Annotated in this window: 16 protein-coding genes; 8 read left to right on the forward strand and 8 right to left on the reverse strand. The window is 63.2% G+C overall.

Annotated elements, in window-relative coordinates; genetic code table 11:
• Nucleotides 1-23: 23 nt before the first annotated feature.
• The 4 genes from BM136_RS00330 to BM136_RS00345 form a co-directional block, all read right to left on the reverse strand.
• Complete coding sequence (locus BM136_RS00330) at nt 24-821, reverse strand: BPSS1780 family membrane protein (protein ID WP_092969234.1); 798 nt, start codon at nt 819-821, stop codon at nt 24-26.
• A complete protein-coding gene (locus tag BM136_RS00335) occupies nt 812-1,816 on the reverse strand; it encodes a homoserine kinase (RefSeq protein ID WP_092969237.1) in 1,005 nt (334 codons plus the stop codon). The genes BM136_RS00330 and BM136_RS00335 overlap by 10 nt, the downstream gene beginning before the upstream one ends.
• 85 nt (nt 1,817-1,901) lie before the next feature.
• Entirely contained in the window at nt 1,902-2,330 is a 429-nt protein-coding gene (locus tag BM136_RS00340) for a hypothetical protein (protein ID WP_024975145.1), read from the reverse strand.
• 94 nt (nt 2,331-2,424) lie between these two features.
• Nucleotides 2,425-3,378, reverse strand: coding sequence for an LOG family protein (locus tag BM136_RS00345; protein WP_092969240.1), 954 nt, complete (start codon nt 3,376-3,378; stop codon nt 2,425-2,427).
• A gap of 4 nt (nt 3,379-3,382) precedes the next feature.
• On the opposite strand from BM136_RS00345, the gene polA reads away from it, so the two are divergent.
• The 4 genes from polA to BM136_RS00365 all read left to right on the forward strand — a co-directional run bounded on the left by polA (nt 3,383) and on the right by BM136_RS00365 (nt 9,679).
• Complete coding sequence (gene polA, locus BM136_RS00350) at nt 3,383-6,196, forward strand: DNA polymerase I (protein WP_092970662.1); 2,814 nt, start codon at nt 3,383-3,385, stop codon at nt 6,194-6,196.
• 206 nt (nt 6,197-6,402) lie between these two features.
• Nucleotides 6,403-7,737 carry an NAD(P)/FAD-dependent oxidoreductase gene (locus BM136_RS00355; protein WP_092969243.1) on the forward strand — a complete coding sequence of 445 codons (1,335 nt, stop codon included), beginning with the start codon at nt 6,403-6,405 and terminating at the stop codon, nt 7,735-7,737.
• A gap of 108 nt (nt 7,738-7,845) precedes the next feature.
• Nucleotides 7,846-8,724 carry a dienelactone hydrolase family protein gene (locus tag BM136_RS00360; protein ID WP_092969246.1) on the forward strand — a complete coding sequence of 293 codons (879 nt, stop codon included), beginning with the start codon at nt 7,846-7,848 and terminating at the stop codon, nt 8,722-8,724.
• Nucleotides 8,725-8,872: 148 nt separating this feature from the next.
• Entirely contained in the window at nt 8,873-9,679 is an 807-nt protein-coding gene (locus tag BM136_RS00365) for a ZIP family metal transporter (RefSeq protein WP_092969248.1), read from the forward strand.
• A 70-nt stretch (nt 9,680-9,749) separates the two neighbouring features.
• Here the strand turns inward: BM136_RS00365 and BM136_RS00370 are convergent, their stop codons facing one another.
• The 3 genes from BM136_RS00370 to BM136_RS00380 all read right to left on the reverse strand — a co-directional run bounded on the left by BM136_RS00370 (nt 9,750) and on the right by BM136_RS00380 (nt 12,848).
• Nucleotides 9,750-10,637, reverse strand: coding sequence for a sulfurtransferase (locus BM136_RS00370; protein WP_092969251.1), 888 nt, complete (start codon nt 10,635-10,637; stop codon nt 9,750-9,752).
• Nucleotides 10,638-10,658: 21 nt separating this feature from the next.
• Nucleotides 10,659-11,648, reverse strand: coding sequence for a DMT family transporter (locus BM136_RS00375; protein ID WP_092969254.1), 990 nt, complete (start codon nt 11,646-11,648; stop codon nt 10,659-10,661).
• Nucleotides 11,649-11,750: 102 nt separating this feature from the next.
• Entirely contained in the window at nt 11,751-12,848 is a 1,098-nt protein-coding gene (locus tag BM136_RS00380) for an aromatic ring-hydroxylating oxygenase subunit alpha (protein ID WP_092969257.1), read from the reverse strand.
• Between the two features lie 413 nt (nt 12,849-13,261).
• Here BM136_RS00380 and BM136_RS00385 point away from each other — a divergent pair, with 413 nt between their 5' ends.
• From BM136_RS00385 to folE2, 4 genes are all read left to right on the forward strand, one after another.
• The gene (locus BM136_RS00385; protein ID WP_027680903.1) at nt 13,262-13,549 is read left to right on the forward strand and encodes an exodeoxyribonuclease VII small subunit; all 288 of its coding nucleotides are present in this window, start codon (nt 13,262-13,264) and stop codon (nt 13,547-13,549) included.
• The gene (locus tag BM136_RS00390; RefSeq protein WP_092969260.1) at nt 13,546-14,445 is read left to right on the forward strand and encodes a polyprenyl synthetase family protein; all 900 of its coding nucleotides are present in this window, start codon (nt 13,546-13,548) and stop codon (nt 14,443-14,445) included. Before BM136_RS00385 ends, BM136_RS00390 begins: the two co-directional genes overlap by 4 nt.
• A gap of 56 nt (nt 14,446-14,501) precedes the next feature.
• A complete protein-coding gene (gene dxs, locus BM136_RS00395) occupies nt 14,502-16,412 on the forward strand; it encodes a 1-deoxy-D-xylulose-5-phosphate synthase (protein ID WP_092969263.1) in 1,911 nt (636 codons plus the stop codon).
• 250 nt (nt 16,413-16,662) lie between these two features.
• Nucleotides 16,663-17,469, forward strand: coding sequence for a GTP cyclohydrolase FolE2 (folE2, locus tag BM136_RS00400; RefSeq protein ID WP_024975157.1), 807 nt, complete (start codon nt 16,663-16,665; stop codon nt 17,467-17,469).
• A 46-nt stretch (nt 17,470-17,515) separates the two neighbouring features.
• On the opposite strand, the gene tsaD is transcribed toward folE2, so the two are convergent.
• Nucleotides 17,516-18,559, reverse strand: coding sequence for a tRNA (adenosine(37)-N6)-threonylcarbamoyltransferase complex transferase subunit TsaD (tsaD, locus tag BM136_RS00405; RefSeq protein ID WP_092969266.1), 1,044 nt, complete (start codon nt 18,557-18,559; stop codon nt 17,516-17,518).
• Nucleotides 18,560-18,650: the final 91 nt, after the last annotated feature.

Genomic DNA, 18,650 nt, shown 5'->3' on the forward strand with positions numbered 1-18,650 from the left:
CGGCGATCGGGCCATCGGGCCGATCAGGCCGCCGTGTCAGTCGTCTGGCCGGCGGCTTGCGTCACGTTGAAGCAGCCGCGGTACGTGGCGTAGAACGAGCAGTACAGCACCGCCATCACCAGAATCCGGTACGGCGTGGCGATGATCGGGGCGATGTTGTTGGCGCCGCTCGACGCGAACAGCGCATCGATGAAAAGCGGCACGGCGATCAGCAGGATTGCGACCAGCACGCCATACACGATGAAGGCCGCCCGGTTGCGCCACACGACCATCCAGCTGAAGAACAGCGCCTTGCCCACCGGGACGCCGTGCCATGCCACCAGCAACGGCGCAAACCAGAACAGCACTGCCACTGGGATGTACAGCACTGAGCCCATCACCATGGCAAGGTAGAACTCGCGGATGGCCTCAGTCGTGAGCGGCTTGTCGCTGACCACGGTCATGAGCGTATCAACGTCCACCATCGTCATCAGCACGCCGCTGACCACCAGTACCAGCGCGCCATAGATGCCGCCGAGCTTGAGCAGGCTGCGCATTGCGTCCTTGCCGTAGGCACGGAAACCCGCGATGAGCGAGGCCGGGCCGACGCGCTTGCCCGCTACCGTATCGCGGCAGGCCGACATGAAGCCCACGAAGATGGCCGGATTCACCAGCAGGATGGCGAACACGCCAATCGGCGGCACCAGCAGCATTAGCAGGTTGACCGCGAACAGATAGATGAACAGCAGCAGCAGGAAACCAATCGGGTTCTTGCGAAACAGCCACGCACCCTGGCGCAGCCAGACGTAGCCTTGCTTGGCCGGTACTTCAATCAGTTGCATGGTTGGGGAAGATCCAGAGTCAGGGCGCCCGCGCCAACCCGTTCACGGAGCACGCGCTCGAAGTGGGTGGGGTCATGCGGCTTGAGCAGTTCGGCGTCGCGCGGCAGATAGAAATCCCACAGGCGCGAGACCCAGAAACGATAGGCTGCTGCACGCAGCATGTCTTGCCAGTGCCGCGATTCGGCGTCTGTGAACGGACGCACGGTGTGATAGGCGTGGAGCATGGCCCGTGCCCGCTCGGCATCCAGCGCGCCCGTGGCCAGGTCGATGCACCAGTCGTTCACGGTGACGGCCACGTCGAAGAGCCATTTGTCGTCGCCGGCAAAGTAAAAGTCGAAGAAGCCGCCCAGGCGTTCCGGCAGACCTTCGGTGGCCGGCTCGAACAGCACGTTGTCGCGGAAGAGGTCGCAATGGCACGGGCCTTCGGGCAGCGCGGCGTAGTCGGCGCTGGCGAAGAAGCGTTGCTGGTGCGCGAGTTCGTTTTCCAGCAGCGCGCGTGTGTCGCCGTGCACGAAGGGCACGACGTCGGGCACGACTTCGTTCCACCATGGCAGGCTGCGCAGGTTAGGTTGATGGCGTGGATAGTCACGCCCCGCTAGATGCATGCGCGCGAGCATGTCGCCGACGATGCCACATTCCGACACCGTGGGCGCTAGGTTTGAGCGACCCGCCAGACGCGTCACGATGGTCGCCGGCTTGCCGTTGAGCGTGCGCAGAATCTCGCCGTCGCGTCCCGGAATTGGCGCCGGCACGCTGATGTCGTGTTGCGCCAGATGCTGCATCAGGTACAGGTAGAACGGCAGTTGCTCGAGCGTCAGGCGCTCGAACAAGGTGACGACGTATTCGTGCGTCTGCCCATCCTTCTCCGTGGTCAGGAAGAAGTTGGAGTTTTCGATCCCGGACGGGATGCCGCGAAATGCGCGCACGGCGCCCACATCGTATTGATCCAGCCAGAGAGCGATCTCTGCGTCGGAGACCGGGGTGAAAACAGCCATGCTTCAGGAACGGGAAACGGGTGGAGGGAAAGCGGGCCAGCCCACCGAGGGGCCGGTCTGCAGGCGCCGCGGTTGCGGCACAGGCTTAGAACTTCAGGACGTTGACCGAGGGAACACGGTCGATATCGCCACGCTCGCGGATACGCGGCGAGCTGTCTTCCGGCTTGCTCAGGTTGTAGGACGTGCCCATGCCCGACTTGACATGGATGTCCGGCGCCTGGCCCTTCTGGAAGCGGTATTCCTCGACCTGCGTACCGTCGTTGTCGCGGTAGTCGAAGCTGGGCTTGACGCGCTCGTTGTGGATCGCGCCGTGGGTCGGCTTGGAAATCGGCTGATTGTTGATCGCCTTGACGTCGGGCAGGTCCAGTCCGGCGCTGTCGGATGTCACTTCGGCATGCGCGGGCAGGGCGAGGCAGAAAACGGCGCCTGCCAGCAGCCCAGCGTGGCGCATCAGGCGCGCGGCATTGGCAAAACCGGAGTGGACGGGGGCGGACGGGTGAAGCAGCGAATCCATCATGGACTCCGGCGGGTGATCTGGGACCCTACATTCTAGCAGTCCAGCCTCCCGCCATCGTCCGTTCGCGTGGCGCCAAATGCCACACCCGAGATTACAGATAGAACATTTCTTCCTTGGGCGGAATCGGCGAGGTGCCTTCGCGCTTTTCGTAGAACTCGTAGACGGCGTCGAGCGCGTCCTTGGGTTCGTCGACGATGCGCATGATGTCCAGGTCGTGCTCGGCAATCAGGCCCATCGGCAGCAGCGTAAAGCGGAACCAATCCAGCAGGCCCTTCCAGAAATGGCTGCCGAACATGACCACCGGCACACTGCGCGACTTGCCCGTCTGGACGAGCGTGAGCACTTCAGCCAGTTCATCGAGCGTGCCGAAACCGCCGGGCATGACGATGAACGCATCCGAGTTCTTCACGAAGGTGACCTTACGCGTGAAGAAATGGCGGAAGCGCATCGAGATGTCCTGGTATCGATTGCCTTGCTGTTCGTGTGGCAGTTCGATGTTCAGGCCGACGCTGGCCGACTTGCCGGCGTGCGCCCCCTTGTTGGCCGCTTCCATGATGCCGGGGCCTCCGCCGGAGATGACGGCGAAGCCCGCATCAGAGAATAACCGGGCGATTTCAATGGTGCGTTCGTAGTACGGCGAATCCTCGCGCAGGCGCGCGCTGCCGTAGATCGAGACGGCCGGACGGATCTCTGAAAGGTACTCCGTCGCCTCGATGAACTCTGCCATAATCGTGAACATCTGCCAGGAGGCGCGCGCTTTCTTTGCGGTGGCGCGTTCTTCGTCGGCGAGTGCCCGCAGGCTGGGGATCATCTTGCGATCGGTACGGCCGTGTGCCGCGTCAGCTTTGGGCTCGTGTTCGACGCCCACCGTCACGTTGACGTCCATGTCGGCCGTGGTGGCCTGGCGCGAGGGGCTCACTCCGGTCAGTTCAGCCGCCGAAACCTCCGTCGCGGAAGCACTAGCAGCCTGCTTTGCCACGCCGTCTTCAGCAGAAGCGCCATTATCGGAAACGCCTTTTGGCGTTCCAGTCACTTTAGAGTCCATGGGAATGTCGGAAAGTCAAGAAACGCTGTTGCTCGTCGATGGCTCGAGTTATCTGTACCGTGCCTATCACGCACTGCCCGACTTGCGAAACGGAGAAGGGTTTCCTACGGGGGCCATCTACGGCATCGTGAACATGCTGCGCAAACTGCGCAACGACTACCCGGCCAAGTATAGCGCTTGCATTTTCGACGCCAAAGGCAAGACCTTTCGCGACGACCTCTATCCGGCCTATAAGGAGCACCGCGCGCCCATGCCCGACGACCTGCGCGCGCAGATCGAACCGATCCACGAAGCCGTGCGGGCATTGGGCTGGCCCATTCTGGTGATCGAGGGTGTCGAGGCCGACGATGTGATCGGCACCCTGGCTGAACGGGCTGCTCGCGAAGGCGTTCGGACCATCGTCTCAACGGGTGATAAGGACCTCGCCCAACTGGTGAATGACCACGTCACGCTGGTCAACACCATGACCAATGAAACGCTTGATCCGGCAGGCGTGCAAGCCAAGTTTGGTGTGCCGCCCGAACGCATCGTCGACTATCTTTCGCTGATTGGCGACACCGTGGACAACGTGCCGGGGGTGCCGAAGGTCGGCCCGAAAACCGCGGTGAAATGGCTCACCGAATTCGGCTCGCTCGACAACGTCATCGCGCGTGCAGGCGAGATCAAAGGCGTGGTGGGCGACAACCTGCGCAACACGCTTGAGTGGCTACCCAAGGGCCGCGAACTGCTGACCGTGAAGCTCGACTGCGACCTCAGCAAAGAAGTGCCGACATTCGATGCGCTGATCGACGGCGGCGAAGACAAATCCAAGCTCGTCGATTTCTTCTCGCGCTACGGCTTCAAGACATGGCTGCGCGAGGCTTCCGGGGAAGCGTTGCCCGACACGCGCAGCGTGGGCGCCGCGCGCAAGGCCGCGACGCCAGTGAAGAATTACGCCGGCGAGGCTGCGCAACTGCAAGCCCAGGCCAACCTGTTCGACGTGGAAGCGCCGCCCGACGAGATCAAGTATGAGACGGTGACGACCGAAGCGCAGCTCGAATCATGGATGCAGCGCCTGGATGAAGTGGACCTCGTCTGCATCGATACCGAGACGACGTCCATCGACCCGATGCTTGCGCAATTGGTTGGCATTTCGCTGTCGGTCAAGCCGGGCGAGGCTTGCTACATTCCGGTGGCGCATCGGGGCCCCGATGTGGCCGGGTTTGATGCAGCGGCGCAGCTCTCAAGGGACACCGTGCTCGCGCGCATGAAGTTGTGGCTTGAAGATGAATCGCGCAAGAAGGTCGGCCAGCATCTGAAGTACGACGCGCATGTGTTTGCCAACCACGGCATCGCGCTGCGCGGCATCGAGCACGACACGATGCTCGAATCGTACGTGCTCGAATCCCACCGCAATCACGGCATGGACGCACTGGCTGAGCGCGTGCTGCACTTGAAGACGATCACCTACGAAGCCGTGTGCGGCAAGGGTGCGTCGCAGATCGGCTTTGACGAGGTGCCGCTCGATCGCGCGACCGAATACGCGGCGGAGGACGCCGATATCACGCTGCGTCTGCATCGCACGCTGTTCCCGAAGGTGGCCGAAGATGACAAGCTGCGCTACGTCTACGAGCAGATCGAAATGCCGACGTCCATCGTGCTGCAGAAGATGGAACGCAACGGCGTGCTGATCGATGCGGACCGCCTAGCCAAGCAGAGCAACGAGCTGGGCCTGCGTCTGATCGATCTGGAAGCCGAGGCGCACAAGCTTGCGGGGCAGCCGTTCAATCTCGGCTCACCCAAGCAGATCGGCGACATCTTCTTCAACCAGATGAAGTTGCCGATCATCAAGAAGACCGCGAGTGGTGCGCCGTCGACCGACGAAGAAGTGCTGCAGAAGCTGGCCGAAGACTACCCGCTGCCGAAGCTGCTGCTCGATTACCGGGGCCTGGCCAAGCTCAAGTCGACCTACACCGACAAGCTGCCGAAGATGGTCAACCCGCGCACTGGCCGCGTCCACACCACCTACGGTCAGGCGACGGCGGTGACGGGGCGTCTGGCCTCGACCGATCCGAACCTGCAGAACATTCCGGTGCGCACGGAAGAAGGGCGGCGCATCCGCGAAGCGTTCATCGCGCCGGCGGGCAGCGTGATCGTGTCGGCCGACTATTCGCAGATCGAACTGCGCATCATGGCGCATCTGTCGCAGGACGAAGGGCTGATGCGTGCATTCCGTGAAGGCCAGGACGTGCACCGCGCAACAGCCGCCGAAGTGTTCAACGTGACGCCGCTGGAGGTCTCACCCGACCAGCGCCGCGTGGCGAAGGTCATCAACTTTGGTCTGATCTATGGCATGAGCGCGTTCGGGCTGGCCAGCAATCTGGGCATTGGGCGTGATGCCGCCAAGCTCTATATCGATCGCTACTTCGCACGCTACCCCGGCGCCGCGAGCTACATGGACGAAACCCGCCAGAGCGCGCGCGAGCAAGGCTATGTGGAGACCGTCTTTGGCCGTCGCCTGTGGCTGCCCGACATCAATGGCGGCAACGGCCCGCGCCGTCAGGCTGCCGAGCGCGCCGCCATTAACGCGCCGATGCAAGGCACGGCGGCTGACCTGATCAAGCTGTCGATGCTGGCTGTGCAAGGCTGGCTCGAAGCCGAAGCGATGCGCTCGCGCCTGGTCATGCAGGTACACGATGAACTGGTGCTGGAAGTTCCGCAGGACGAACTGGCCGTGGTGCGCGAGCGCCTGCCGGAGCTGATGTGCAGCGTCGCAACGCTGCGCGTGCCTCTGGTGGCCGAAGTTGGTGTAGGCGCCAACTGGGAAGAAGCCCACTAACGCAATCGCTTGCCGCAGAGCGCCACCCCGCAAAGCAAGGAACGGCGCCCAGTTGCCTGCCGAGGCAGCCTGCGGATGGCCTTGGCATGCGGCTGTCATGATTCGCCATATCCATGCGTGCGGGGTTGCGGTGAATTTTGCGTTGCAGCAGACTGCACCTGACAGATCACGTGATCGAAAAGATTCAACGGCTCCAGGAGAGGCACATGGCAGGGCAGACGGATGGCGCAGGCGAGGCGAACGGGCCGCGCATTGTGGTGGTCGGCGGGGGCGCTGGCGGGTTGGAACTCGCAACGCGGCTGGGCGATAAGCTCGGCAAGCGCGGCGCAGCCCAGGTGATTCTGGTCGACCGTAACCCCACACACATCTGGAAACCGCTGCTGCATGAAGTCGCCGCCGGCAGCATGGATCCAAACACGCATCAGCTCGAATATGCGGCGCAGGCGCGCTGGCACGGCTTCGAATTCCAGCAGGGCGAGCTGAAGGGCCTCGATCGCGTCGCCAAATCCATCATTGTTTCCGGATGCGTTGACGCCGACGGCACCGAGGTGCTGCCCGAGCGCGCAATTGCGTACGACACGCTGGTGCTGTCCATCGGTAGCGTGACGCATTTCTTCGGCGTGCCGGGCACGGCCGAGCACGCCATCGCCCTCGACACCGCATGGCAAGCCGAGCGCTTCCGCCGCAGGCTCATCGCAGCGTGTATGCGCGCACAGAACGGTATGGGCGATGCGCGTCCGCAGGTGGACATCGCCATCGTCGGTGCGGGTGCCACGGGCGTGGAACTGTCGGCAGAGTTGCGCAACACCGCCCACGTGTTGGCCGCTTATGGCCTGCACAAGCTGGACCCGCGCCACGACATCCGCATCCATTTGATCGAGGGCGGCCCGCGCATTTTGCCGGTGCTCAAGGAGCGCATTTCGGCAGCAACCACCGAGCTGCTGCACAAGCTCGACGTGGACGTCATCACCAGCGAACGTGTGACGGAAGTCACCGCCAGCGCCGTCAACACGGCCAGCGGCAAGTCCATTCCGGCGGATCTGACCGTGTGGGCTGCAGGCATCCGTGCACCGTCGGTGCTGGGCGAGTTGGGGCTGCCGGTGAACAAGCTGGGTCAGATTGTCGTCTCGCGCACGCTGCAGGTGGAAGGCGACGATTCGGTCTACGCCTTTGGCGATTGCGCAAGCTGCCCGTGGCCCGAGGCGTCGACCAGCGTGCCGCCGCGTGCGCAGGCCGCGCATCAGCAGGCCACTTATCTGTTTGACGCGTTGCGCAAGCGCATGGATGGCAAGCCGGTCCAGCCGTTTGCGTTCAAGGATCTCGGTTCGCTGGTGTCGCTCGGCCATTTCAGCGCGGTCGGCAGCCTGATGGGCGGGCTGATCGGCGGATCGATGTTCATCGAAGGTCTGATGGCGCGGCTGATGTACACGTCGCTGTATCGCATGCACGTTCTGGCACTGCACGGTTGGGTGCGCATGTCGGTGGATACGGTCATGCACTGGCTGCGCAGCAAGACGAATCCGCGGGTCAAGCTGCACTAGGCGGTTCCTCGTACTTGCGCCGGACGCCTGGCTCGGCAGCAATGCATCCGCTTCGGTAGACTAGCCGCTTCGTTCACCGTAACCGCCCGTGGGCGCGAGGAGAGTTCGATGCAGCTTGATGCAGAAGTGGAGAGCCTGGTACCCTGCCGCAGCTTTGACCGTCGCGGCTTCATGAAGACGGCACTGGGCTCGGCCTTTGCGGCGGCGGTGCTACCGGTGTCGGCGCAGACCATCCATACCGATTTCAATGGGCTGACGGCTGGCGAGGTGACGGTGCCCGTGGGCGATTTCAAGATGCCGGCCTATCGCGCCCAGCCGGAGGGCAAGACGAAGCTGCCGGTGGTGATCGTCGTCAGCGAGATCTTTGGCGTACACGAATACATTGCCGATATCTGCCGGCGCTTTGCCAAGCTCGGGTATCTGGCGATCGCGCCTGAGTTGTTTGTGCGCCAGGGCGATCCGCGTGCTTACGGCACGGTTCAGGAAACCGTCGCCAACGTGGTCTCCAAGGTGCCGGATTCCCAGGTGGCGGGCGATATCGACGCCACGATCGCGTGGGCCAAGGAGAACGGCGGAGATGCGGCGCGCATTGGCATCACCGGTTTCTGCTGGGGCGGGCGTCAGGTCTGGCTGGCTGCGGAGCGCAATCCCAGCATCAAGGCTGCAGTGGCGTGGTACGGGCCACTGAAAGGCAATCCGAATCCCTTGCAACCGGTTTCGCCAATCGACAAGGTTGAAGAACTGAAGGCGCCCGTGCTGGGCCTCTACGGCGCGAAGGACACCGTGATTACGGAGGACGTGCGCGACACGATGAAAACCGCGTTGGAGAAATCCAAGAACCCCAAGGCGCACGCATCGCGCATCATCGTGTACCCGAATTCCGGTCACGCGTTTCACGCCGATTACCGCCCGAGCTATGTGAAGGCTGACGCAGAAGACGGCTGGAAGAAGTGCCTCGCTTGGTTCAAAGACCACGGCGTGGTGTAGCGCCTCAACGCGTGGAACACAAAAGGCCCCAGTCACGACCTCGGGCCTTTTCTTTTTGCCTGCACTGGCAAAGGTTGATAAAGCGGCATACAATTCGCCCTTCTTGCAACTCTGTTGCGTTTATCGGCCTCCGCTGCGTCACCTCCGCATGACCTTCGATACCACCTTGTTAGGCATCCTTCTCGCCACCGCGCTGTCCGGCATCGGCAGCATGGCAGGCGCCGCCGTGCTGTCATTGACGGTGCTGTCGCGCATGGTCGATCGGATGGTCAGTTTCTCTGTGGGCGTGCTGCTGGCCACGTCACTGCTGCATTCATTGCCGGAGGCGTTCGAAGCGCATCGCGGCATCGAGCCCAATACGCATGCGCTGTTCGCCACGTTGCTGGCCGGGTTGCTGGGTTTCTTCCTGCTGGAAAAGATCTCGCTGATCCGCCATTCGCACCACCACGAGGGCGACGGTCATGGCCATCACCACGGCCATGACCGACAGGAAGCGGGCCGTAGCGGCCTGATGATCCTTGTGGGTGACGGCCTGCATAACTTCTCGGACGGCATCGTCATTGCCGCGGCGTTCCTGGCGGACACCAAGGTTGGCATCGTCACTGCGCTGGCGATTGCCGCTCACGAGATTCCGCAAGAGATTGGCGACTTTATGGTGCTGCTCAACGCCGGGTTCTCCAAGACCCGAGCCTTTGTCTACAACCTGCTCTGCAGTGTTTGTGCGCTGGTGGGCGCGGTGCTCGGCTATTACCTGCTGGACCGCCTGACGTCGTGGATTCCGTACGTGCTGGTGGTGGCGTCGAGCAGCTTCATCTACATCGCCGTGTGCGATCTGATGCCGCAGATGAAGCGCCGGCCGCGCTGGCAGGAATCGGCGGTGCAGGTCGCGTTGATTGCAGCGGGCATCGCGATGATCTTTTTGCTGACCGAAGGTTTGCACGGTCACGCCCACTGAGGCGCCGCATCCGCTTCAAGAAAAAAGCCCGGTCGATGCCGGGCTTTTTGCTGTGCGTCAGATTCGCGGATTACGGATTCGGCCCCGTCGCCACGGGGCGCGATGGGTCGCTGCACCACTCGCTCCATGAGCCGGCGTAGAGCGCGGCGCCCGTCAGGCCGGCGATCTCCATGGCCAATGCGTTGTGGCAGGCGGTTACGCCAGAGCCACATTGCAGCGTCGCGTCTTGCGGTCGGGCACCGGCCAGCACGCCATCAAACTCGGCGCGCAACTGTTTCGCAGGCTTGAAAGTGCCGTCAGCCTGCAGGTTGTCGCGGAAGAACCGGTTGCGCGCGCCTGGGATGTGGCCGCCAACGGGATCGAGCGTTTCGTTCTCGCCACGGTAGCGGTCGGGGGCGCGGGCATCGACGACGGGCTTGTCGGCGTGGCCCAGGTATTTCTGCACGATATCCGCAGTCACCATCTGCACAAGCGAAGGCTTGCGCGTGATGTTGCCGGGCGTGGCGTTGAGCTGCGGTTCTTCGGGCACGACCTGTTCGACGGGGAAGTGCGCGGCTTCCCACGCCTGCAGGCCGCCATCGAGCACGGCCGCATCGGCATGGCCGACCCAGCGCAGCAGCCACCACAGGCGCGCGGCATACATGCTGCCCTGCCGGTCATACGCGACGACTTGCGTGTCGTCGTTGACGCCCAGTGCCTGCAGGCGTGCGATCAAGGCCTCTGCATCGGGCAGCGGGTGGCGGCCGTTCGTGCCGGTTTTCGGGCCCGATAGCTCGTTGTCGAGATGCATGTAGAACGCGCCGGGCACATGGCTGGCGTGATACGCATCGCGCCCAGCGGCAGGGTTGGCAAGGTCAAAACTGCAGTCAATGACGACCACCGCATCGGGCGCGCTCTGCTGCAATGCGGCCAGTTGCGGTGCGGTGATGAGGGTGGCGTAGTGAGCGTGTTCGCTCATGGCGGCAATCTCCAGGGTCGATCAAACTTCTGGGTGAATCTCGGCTTCCGGGCCGGACACGGCTGTCTGCGGCGTCGGATGCTCGGTGCCCGACTGACGGGCGCGCATGACGGTAGTCACGATGCCGCTGCCGATAATGAGCGCCATGCCCGCCCACGACAGCGCGTTCAGGTGGTCATTCCACAGCAACATACCCCACCCGCTCGCAAAGACGATGCCGGTGTATTGCAGGTTAGCAGTCAGTAGCGTGTTACCCCGCTTGTAGGCGCGCGTCATGGCGGTCTGGCCCAGCGTGGCCAGAAGCCCGACCGCCAGCAACAGGCCAGCGCTGTGCCACGTATGCGGCTGCGCGCCGCCGATCAGCATCCAGACGCCGCCGGCAATTGCGCTCACCAAAGAAAAATAGAACACGATACGTGCCTCGTTCTCGCCCAGGTCGCCCAGTTGGCGGACCTCCACATAGGCGAGGGCGGTGAACACGCCGGAGACCAGCCCGACCATGCCTCCAGCCAGCTGAGATGGCCCGCTACCCACGCTGGGCTGCAGCAGGCACAGCACGCCGACAAACGACATCAGGATCGCCGCCACCATCTTCTTGTCGGCACCCGCTGCCTTGCCGGCCATTGCAGCACCCGCGCCGATGATCAGCGCAATCCACACCGGTGACATGTAGTTCAGCGTCATGGCGGTCGCCAGCGGCAGCAGGCTGATCGACGTGAACCACAGCAGGAGAGACGTCACCCCGAACACGCTGCGCTTGATGTGCGCCATGAGGTAGGGCGTGCGGATGCCCGCGCCGGTCTTGGCCAGGATGGCGCCCATCAGCGTCATGCCGATCACGCTGCGGTAGAACACGATCTCGCCGGTGCTGTAATGCGCCGAGGCCAGTTTTACGCAGACGCCCATCGCCGAGAAGGCAAAGGCAGCGAGGATCATCCACAGCGATTGGCGGGAAGAGCTGTCGGCCGTCTGGGCGGCAGTCTGAGCAGCGGTTGCAGTATCGGCGGGCATGGAGAGGGAGGGGCGAGGGCAAAAAAAACGGTGCGGCCTGTGAGGGCTGCACCGTTCCTATTGTGACGCGGAAGGCGGCGGATGCCTACCTTCAGCCGTCGCTTAGTAGTCCATCACGCGTCGATACCACTCGTGGAAGTGCTGCATGCCGTCTTCCATGGGCGACTGGTACGGCCCGACTTCGCTCGTGCCGCGCTTGAGTAAGGCGAGGCGCCCGGCATCCATGCGCTCGGCAATTTCGTCGTCCTCGATGCACGTTTCCATGTAGGCGGCGCGCTCGGCTTCAACGAATTCGCGCTCAAACAGCACGATTTCTTCCGGATAGTAGAACTCGACCACGTTGCGTGTCTTGGTCGGGCTGAGCGGATGCAGTGTGGAGACTACCAGCACGTTCGGATACCACTCGACCATCACGTTCGGGTAGTACGTGAGCCACACCGCACCGTACTTCGGCATCTCGCCGTTGTTGAAGCGGAGCACGGCGTCATGCCACTTCTGGTAAGCCGGCGTGCCGGGTTTGCGCAAATTGGCGTGAATGCCAACCGTCTGCACGCTGTGCCACTCGCCAAACTCCCATTCCAGGTCGTCACAGGAGACGAACTGGCCGAGGCCGGGGTGGAAGGGCACGACGTGGTAGTCCTCGAGGTACACCTCGATGAACGTCTTCCAGTTGTAGTTGCAGTCGTGCACCTCGACGTGGTCGAGCATGTAGCCGGAGAAATCGAGATCGCGCGCCACGCCTAGGCGGGCGAGGTCTTCGCGCACGTCGCGCTTGCCCTCGAACAGCAGACCATTCCAGTTCTGCAGCGGCGAGCGCGACAGATGCACGCATGGCTGCTTTTCGAAGTGCGGTGCGCCCAGCAGGTCGCCCTGCAGGTCGTATGTCCAGCGATGCAGCGGGCAGACGATGTTCTGGGCATTGCCGCGCCCATTGAGCATGATTGCCTGCCGGTGTCGGCACACATTGGAGAGCAGTTCGACGCCGTTCGGATTGCGCACCAGCACGCGGCCTTCGGCCTCGGCAGCAAGCGTGTGATAGTCGCCAACTTCCGCGACCATCAGCTCATGGCCGACGTAACCGGGACCATGTTTGAACAGACGTTCGATTTCAGTTTGATACAGCGCCTCGTCGAAGTAAGCAGAGACGGGCAACTGGGTTTCAGACGGCACTAGATTCAGTGCGGCGCTGAGATTGGACATTATCCCCACTCCCAATAACGGTGAAAGCAGTGAACAACCCAACCATCGACAAGATCGATTTGGGAAAGGACGCCATCGGCAGGTGGCCTAGGGTCTGTTGAGGTAGGAAACGAGCGCTTGCTGGCCCCCGCTTGGGCCAACGACCATACGTTCAATGGGCCAACAGACCCAAACCATCGTGCGGAGCGGCGTAAGCCGGCCCGGCCTTTGGAGGAAAGGGGGGGATTGTACCCCAGGGGAATTGATAAGTCCCTGATTTTCGAACCCTTTCCGCCGCCTTCCATGGGGCCTCCGAGCGGATGACGCCCGGCCCGGCGGCCGCGCACCGCTACCCGACAGCTTGCGGGATGTGCGCAGAACGCACGCGGAATTGCCGTAAAATGCCAGATTGTCCTTTTCTGACCGCAACCGGCATGCCCCGTGCCTCAAACGACGCCTCCAGCAGCGCGTCCGCCACTCCCTCTGCCACGCCGGCTTCCTATGAAGCGGCCATGGCGGAACTCGAAACCCTCGTCGCCAGCATGGAATCAGGTGAATTGCCGCTGGAGGCCTCGCTTGCGGCGTATCGACGCGGGGCTGAGTTGGTCAAGTACTGCCAGCAAGTGCTGGAACGCGTCGAGCAGCAAGTGCGCGTGCTGGACGGCGATGCTCTGAAACCGCTGGGCGACGACTCCAACGCGAACGAGCAGGGCGACGCATGAGTGATTTCGCCCAGTGGATGGCGTCCGTCGTCACGCGGACGGAAAGCGCGCTCGAGCGCGCGCTGCCTGCCGATACCGTCTTGCCACAACGTCTGCATGCCGCGATGCGCTATGCCACGCTGGGTGCGGGCAAGCGTGTGCGCCCATTGCTGGCGCACGCCGCCGGTGCGCTGGGTGACGCCTCGGGTGAGGCGCTCGACGGCGTGAGCTGCGCGGTGGAGATGATCCACGCCTATTCACTGGTCCATGACGACATGCCGTGCATGGACGACGACGACTTGCGCCGCGGCCGCCCCACCGTGCATCGCGCCTATGATGAAGCGACGGCACTGCTGGTAGGTGACGCCTTGCAGACGCAGGCGTTCATCGTGCTGGCTGAGTTGGGCGCGGTGAATCCGGCGACGCGTGCAGTGTTGGTGGCTGAATTGGCGCGCGCTTCCGGTTCGCTCGGCATGGCGGGCGGCCAGGCGATCGATCTGGAAAGCGTCGGCATTGCGCTGTCTCAGGAAGCATTGGAAGCGATGCACCGCATGAAGACCGGTGCGTTGCTGCGGGCCAGTCTGCGCATGGGCGCGCTCTGTGCTGACGTGAATGCCGCTGCCTTGGAGCATGTCGATACTTATGCGGGTGCTGTCGGACTCGCGTTCCAAGTGGTCGACGACATCCTCGACGTGACGGCTGATACTGCAACGCTGGGCAAAACCGCCGGCAAGGATGAGGCCAACGACAAGCCTACTTACGTGTCGATCCTCGGGCTGGACAAGGCCAGGGCACTGGCGGACGAACTGCACGCCGCAGCGGGTGCGGCGGTCGCGCGACTTGCCCGCGAACTGGGCAAAGCCCGTACAGATCGATTGGTCGACATGGCCGACCTGATCGTGCGGCGTGGCCACTGAACAACATTGCATAGACGGTAGAAGTCTTTGCCAAAACGCCTGAGCGGCGGTCCCACATGACGTACGAACTTCTGAACACCATCGACGATCCGGCCGACCTGCGCCGACTGGACCGCCGCCAACTCGGGCCGCTGGCCAACGAGCTGCGCGCTTTTGTGCTCGATTCCGTCTCTCAGACGGGTGGCCACCTGTCGTCGAACCTGGGTACGGTCGAACTGACCATCGCGCTGCATTACGTCTTCAACACGCCGGAAGACCGCATCGTGTGGGACGTCGGCCACCAAAGCTATCCGCACAAGATCCTGACGGGCCGCCGTGACCAGATGGGTTCGCTGCGCCAGTTGGACGGCATCTCCGGCTTCCCGCGCCGCAGCGAGAGCCCGTACGACACGTTCGGTACCGCGCACTCGTCCACGTCGATTTCGGCTGCCCTGGGGATGGCCCTGGGCGCCAAGACCAACGGTGAAGACCGCGTCGCCATTGCCGTGATCGGCGACGGCGCGATGAGCGCCGGCATGGCCTTCGAGGCGATGAACAACGCGGGCGTCTATAAAGACCTGCCGCTGGTGGTCGTGCTGAACGACAACGACATGTCGATCTCGCCGCCGGTGGGGGCGTTGAACCGCTATCTGGCGCGCCTCATGAGCGGGCAGTTCTACGCGGCCACCAAGAAAGGCGTCGAGAAGCTGCTGTCGGTGGCGCCGCCGGTGCTCGAGTTTGCCAAGCGCTTCGAAGAACACACCAAAGGCATGTTCGTGCCGGCCACGATGTTCGAAGAGTTCGGCTTCAACTACATCGGCCCGATCGACGGACATGATCTCGAATCGCTCGTGCCGACGCTGCTGAACATCCGCCAGCGCGCGCGCGAAGGCGGTGGCCCGCAGTTCCTCCACGTCGTCACCAAGAAGGGCCAGGGTTACAAGCTGGCCGAGGCTGATCCGATCCTTTATCACGGCCCGGGCAAGTTCAATCCGCAAGAGGGCATCAAACCTTCTGGGCGCCCAGCAAAGGTCACGTACACGCAGGTGTTCGGCCAATGGCTGTGCGATATGGCGGCGGCCGACAAGCGGCTGGTGGGTATCACGCCGGCCATGCGCGAAGGCTCCGGGATGGTGGAGTTCGAGCAGCGCTTTCCGGATCGCTATTACGACGTCGGCATCGCCGAGCAGCACGCCGTCACCTTCGCGGGCGGCTTGGCGTGCGAGGGGCTGAAGCCGGTCGTCGCCATCTATTCGACGTTCCTGCAGCGCGGCTATGACCAGCTGATTCATGACGTGGCGCTGCAGAACCTGCCGGTGGTGTTCGCGCTGGACCGTGCGGGTCTGGTCGGTGCGGACGGCGCCACGCACGCCGGTGCCTACGACATTGCCTACCTGCGCTGCATCCCCAACATGATGGTGATGACGCCGGCCGACGAGAACGAATGCCGCCAGCTGCTGAGTACCGCGTTCGCGCAGGATTGCCCGACAGCGGTGCGCTATCCACGTGGAGCCGGCACGGGCGTCGCGGTGCAGCCGACGCTGGAGCCGCTGCCGGTGGGTAAGGCCGAAGTGCGTCGCGCGTCCACAGCGCCAGCAGGTCAGCGCGTCGCGATTCTGGCGTTTGGTTCGATGGTTGCCCCGGCTTCGGCAGCGGCTGAGCGTTTGGACGCGACCGTCGTCAACATGCGCTTCGTCAAGCCGCTCGACGTGGCCTGCGTGCTGGAAATGGCTCGCACGCACGATTACGTGGTCACGGTCGAGGAAGGCTGCGTGATGGGCGGTGCCGGCAGCGCTTGTTTGGAAGCTCTGGCTGCCGCTGGTGTCGCAACGCCGGTGCTGCAGCTCGGTCTGCCCGACCGCTTTGTCGATCACGGCGATCACGCTGCGCTGCTGGCGCAATGCGGGCTCGATGCCAACGGCATCCTCGCCTCCATCCGCGAGCGGTTTGCCGTACAGCCGCGCGCTGCAGCCCCGCGCGTCGCCTGAGTCACCTGTGGCTTCGGGCCATAGGCAGAATCAATCACCCGTATTGCATCCGCGGGTATGAGTAGTTGACTGCAGAGGTGGGAAATTTCTTTTACACTCCGCCAGTCTTATTTGTGAATTGTGTGCGCAGTCGCGGGATGGGCCGATTCGATCACTTGAGGGGTGGTCACCGTCAGCCAGGTTCCGCGGTTTCACACTCGTTGCGTACCGGCCGACTGCGATGGCCGGGCGACCGTAAAGGAAACCGATCATGAACGATATGAACCCGGCTTTCGCGATGCCGGACGTGCAGTCCAGCCACGATACCCGTCAGATTCCTATTCAGCGCGTTGGCGTGCGCGGCGTGCGTTACCCGATGTCGCTGCAGACCCCCTCGGGCGTGCAGAACACCGTTGGCACGTACAACCTCGATGTGCATCTTCCGGCCGACCAGAAGGGCACGCACATGTCGCGCTTCGTCGCGCTGCTCGAAGAGGAGCGCGAGCCGTTGAATCTGGCGCAGTTCCAGTTGCTGCTGGAAAAGATGCTGGAGAAGCTCGAAGCCGACGCCGGCCGTATCGAAGTCCACTTCCCGTATTTCGTCAGCAAGACCGCTCCGGTGTCGGGCGTGCAATCGCTGATGGACTATGAGGTGACGATGATCGGCGAAGTGCGCGATGGCCACACCAAGGTCCGCGTCAAGGCGCTGGTGCCCGTGACGAGCCTGTGCCCGTGCTCGAAGAAGATCTCGCAGTACGGCGCGCACAATCAGCGCTCGCACATCACGATCGATGCCGAGCTGGCAGCCGATACGCCGGTTGAATCGCTGATCCGCATGGCCGAAGAAGAGGCCTCGTGCGAACTGTGGGGCCTGCTCAAGCGCCCGGACGAGAAGTTCGTGACCGAGCGTGCGTACGAAAACCCGAAGTTCGTGGAAGACCTGGTGCGCGATATCGCCATGCGCCTGAACCAGGACGACCGCATCGTCGCCTACACGCTGGAAGCGGAAAACTTCGAGTCGATTCACAACCACAGCGCCTATGCTCTGATCGAGCGCGACAAGCGCACCGATAAGTAATCGACGCGCCGCCCCAAGAAAAAGCCGCTCGGTTGAGCGGCTTTTTTCATGCCTGGTGGATGCGGATGTCTTCGAGGTCCCAGCGGGGCGTGACACCGTAGCCGTAGCCGTCCTGCACTTGGGCGGGGTCAGCCTGCAGCCGCATCGCGCCGGCAAAGGCGATCATCGCGCCGTTGTCGGTGCAGAACTGCAGGTCGGGGTAATAAACGCGCAGGCCACGTTTTTTGCCCTCGGTGTTCAGCCCTTCGCGCAATTGGCGATTGGCGCCCACGCCACCGGCCACGACGATACGCTTGAGGCCATGCTCGCGTGCGGCGCGCAGCGTTTTCTTGACGAGCACTTCGACGATGGCGTCGACAAACGCACGGGCAAGATCCGCGCGTGGCTGGTAACAGGTTTCGCTATCGGTAAGGTTGAGCTTGCGCACCTGGGTCAGCACCGCGGTCTTGAGGCCGGCGAATGAGAAATCGAAATTGCCGGAATGCAGCATCGGGCGGGGCAGATCGAACACGCCCGGGTTACCGAACTCGGCCAGCCGCGAAACGGCAGGGCCGCCCGGGTAGCCGAGGCCGAGCAGCTTGGCGGTCTTGTCGAAGGCTTCGCCGGCGGCATCGTCGAGTGTCTCGCCGAGCAGCGTGTACTGGCCGACGGCATCGACGCGCATCAACTGCGTATGCCCGCCCGAGACGAGCAGCGCCAGGAACGGAAACTCGGGCCGCTCTGCCTCCAGCAGGGGCGAAAGCAGATGCCCCTCCAGGTGATGCACGCCTACCAGCGGTTTGCCGAGCGCAAACGCCAGCGCATTCGCCACGGAAGCGCCCACCAGCAGCGCGCCGGCAAGTCCTGGCCCTTTTGTATAGGCAATGGCGTCGATGTCCGCGCGTGTGGCGCCGGCCTTGCCGAGCACCTCTTCCAGCAGCGGAATCACGCGGCGGATGTGATCGCGCGAGGCCAGCTCGGGCACCACACCGCCGTATTCGCGGTGCATGGCGATCTGCGAATACAGCGCATGGGCGCGCAGGCCAACTGCCGTGTCGTATAGGGCGACGCCGGTTTCGTCACAGGAGGATTCGATGCCGAGGACCAGCATGGCAAGCGGGAGTGAGGAATTGCAATGGAAAGGCCGCCGAAGATAGCACAAGTTAAAATGCGCGGTTTCTTCAAGAATAGGGCGGCGCAGC

The organism is Ralstonia sp. NFACC01, assembly GCF_900115545.1.
In the GTDB taxonomy this organism is placed as follows: Bacteria; Pseudomonadota; Gammaproteobacteria; order Burkholderiales; family Burkholderiaceae; genus Ralstonia; species Ralstonia mojiangensis.

What these genes read in the sequence shown, in the direction of transcription:
- BM136_RS00330 (WP_092969234.1), bottom strand. Translation starts at nt 821, where the DNA reads ATGCAACTGATTGAAGTACCGGCCAAGCAAGGCTACGTCTGGCTGCGC.
- BM136_RS00335 (WP_092969237.1), bottom strand. Translation starts at nt 1,816, where the DNA reads ATGGCTGTTTTCACCCCGGTCTCCGACGCAGAGATCGCTCTCTGGCTG.
- BM136_RS00340 (WP_024975145.1), bottom strand. Translation starts at nt 2,330, where the DNA reads ATGGATTCGCTGCTTCACCCGTCCGCCCCCGTCCACTCCGGTTTTGCC.
- BM136_RS00345 (WP_092969240.1), bottom strand. Translation starts at nt 3,378, where the DNA reads ATGGACTCTAAAGTGACTGGAACGCCAAAAGGCGTTTCCGATAATGGC.
- polA (WP_092970662.1), top strand. Translation starts at nt 3,383, where the DNA reads ATGTCGGAAAGTCAAGAAACGCTGTTGCTCGTCGATGGCTCGAGTTAT.
- BM136_RS00355 (WP_092969243.1), top strand. Translation starts at nt 6,403, where the DNA reads ATGGCAGGGCAGACGGATGGCGCAGGCGAGGCGAACGGGCCGCGCATT.
- BM136_RS00360 (WP_092969246.1), top strand. Translation starts at nt 7,846, where the DNA reads ATGCAGCTTGATGCAGAAGTGGAGAGCCTGGTACCCTGCCGCAGCTTT.
- BM136_RS00365 (WP_092969248.1), top strand. Translation starts at nt 8,873, where the DNA reads ATGACCTTCGATACCACCTTGTTAGGCATCCTTCTCGCCACCGCGCTG.
- BM136_RS00370 (WP_092969251.1), bottom strand. Translation starts at nt 10,637, where the DNA reads ATGAGCGAACACGCTCACTACGCCACCCTCATCACCGCACCGCAACTG.
- BM136_RS00375 (WP_092969254.1), bottom strand. Translation starts at nt 11,648, where the DNA reads ATGCCCGCCGATACTGCAACCGCTGCTCAGACTGCCGCCCAGACGGCC.
- BM136_RS00380 (WP_092969257.1), bottom strand. Translation starts at nt 12,848, where the DNA reads ATGTCCAATCTCAGCGCCGCACTGAATCTAGTGCCGTCTGAAACCCAG.
- BM136_RS00385 (WP_027680903.1), top strand. Translation starts at nt 13,262, where the DNA reads ATGCCCCGTGCCTCAAACGACGCCTCCAGCAGCGCGTCCGCCACTCCC.
- BM136_RS00390 (WP_092969260.1), top strand. Translation starts at nt 13,546, where the DNA reads ATGAGTGATTTCGCCCAGTGGATGGCGTCCGTCGTCACGCGGACGGAA.
- dxs (WP_092969263.1), top strand. Translation starts at nt 14,502, where the DNA reads ATGACGTACGAACTTCTGAACACCATCGACGATCCGGCCGACCTGCGC.
- folE2 (WP_024975157.1), top strand. Translation starts at nt 16,663, where the DNA reads ATGAACGATATGAACCCGGCTTTCGCGATGCCGGACGTGCAGTCCAGC.
- tsaD (WP_092969266.1), bottom strand. Translation starts at nt 18,559, where the DNA reads ATGCTGGTCCTCGGCATCGAATCCTCCTGTGACGAAACCGGCGTCGCC.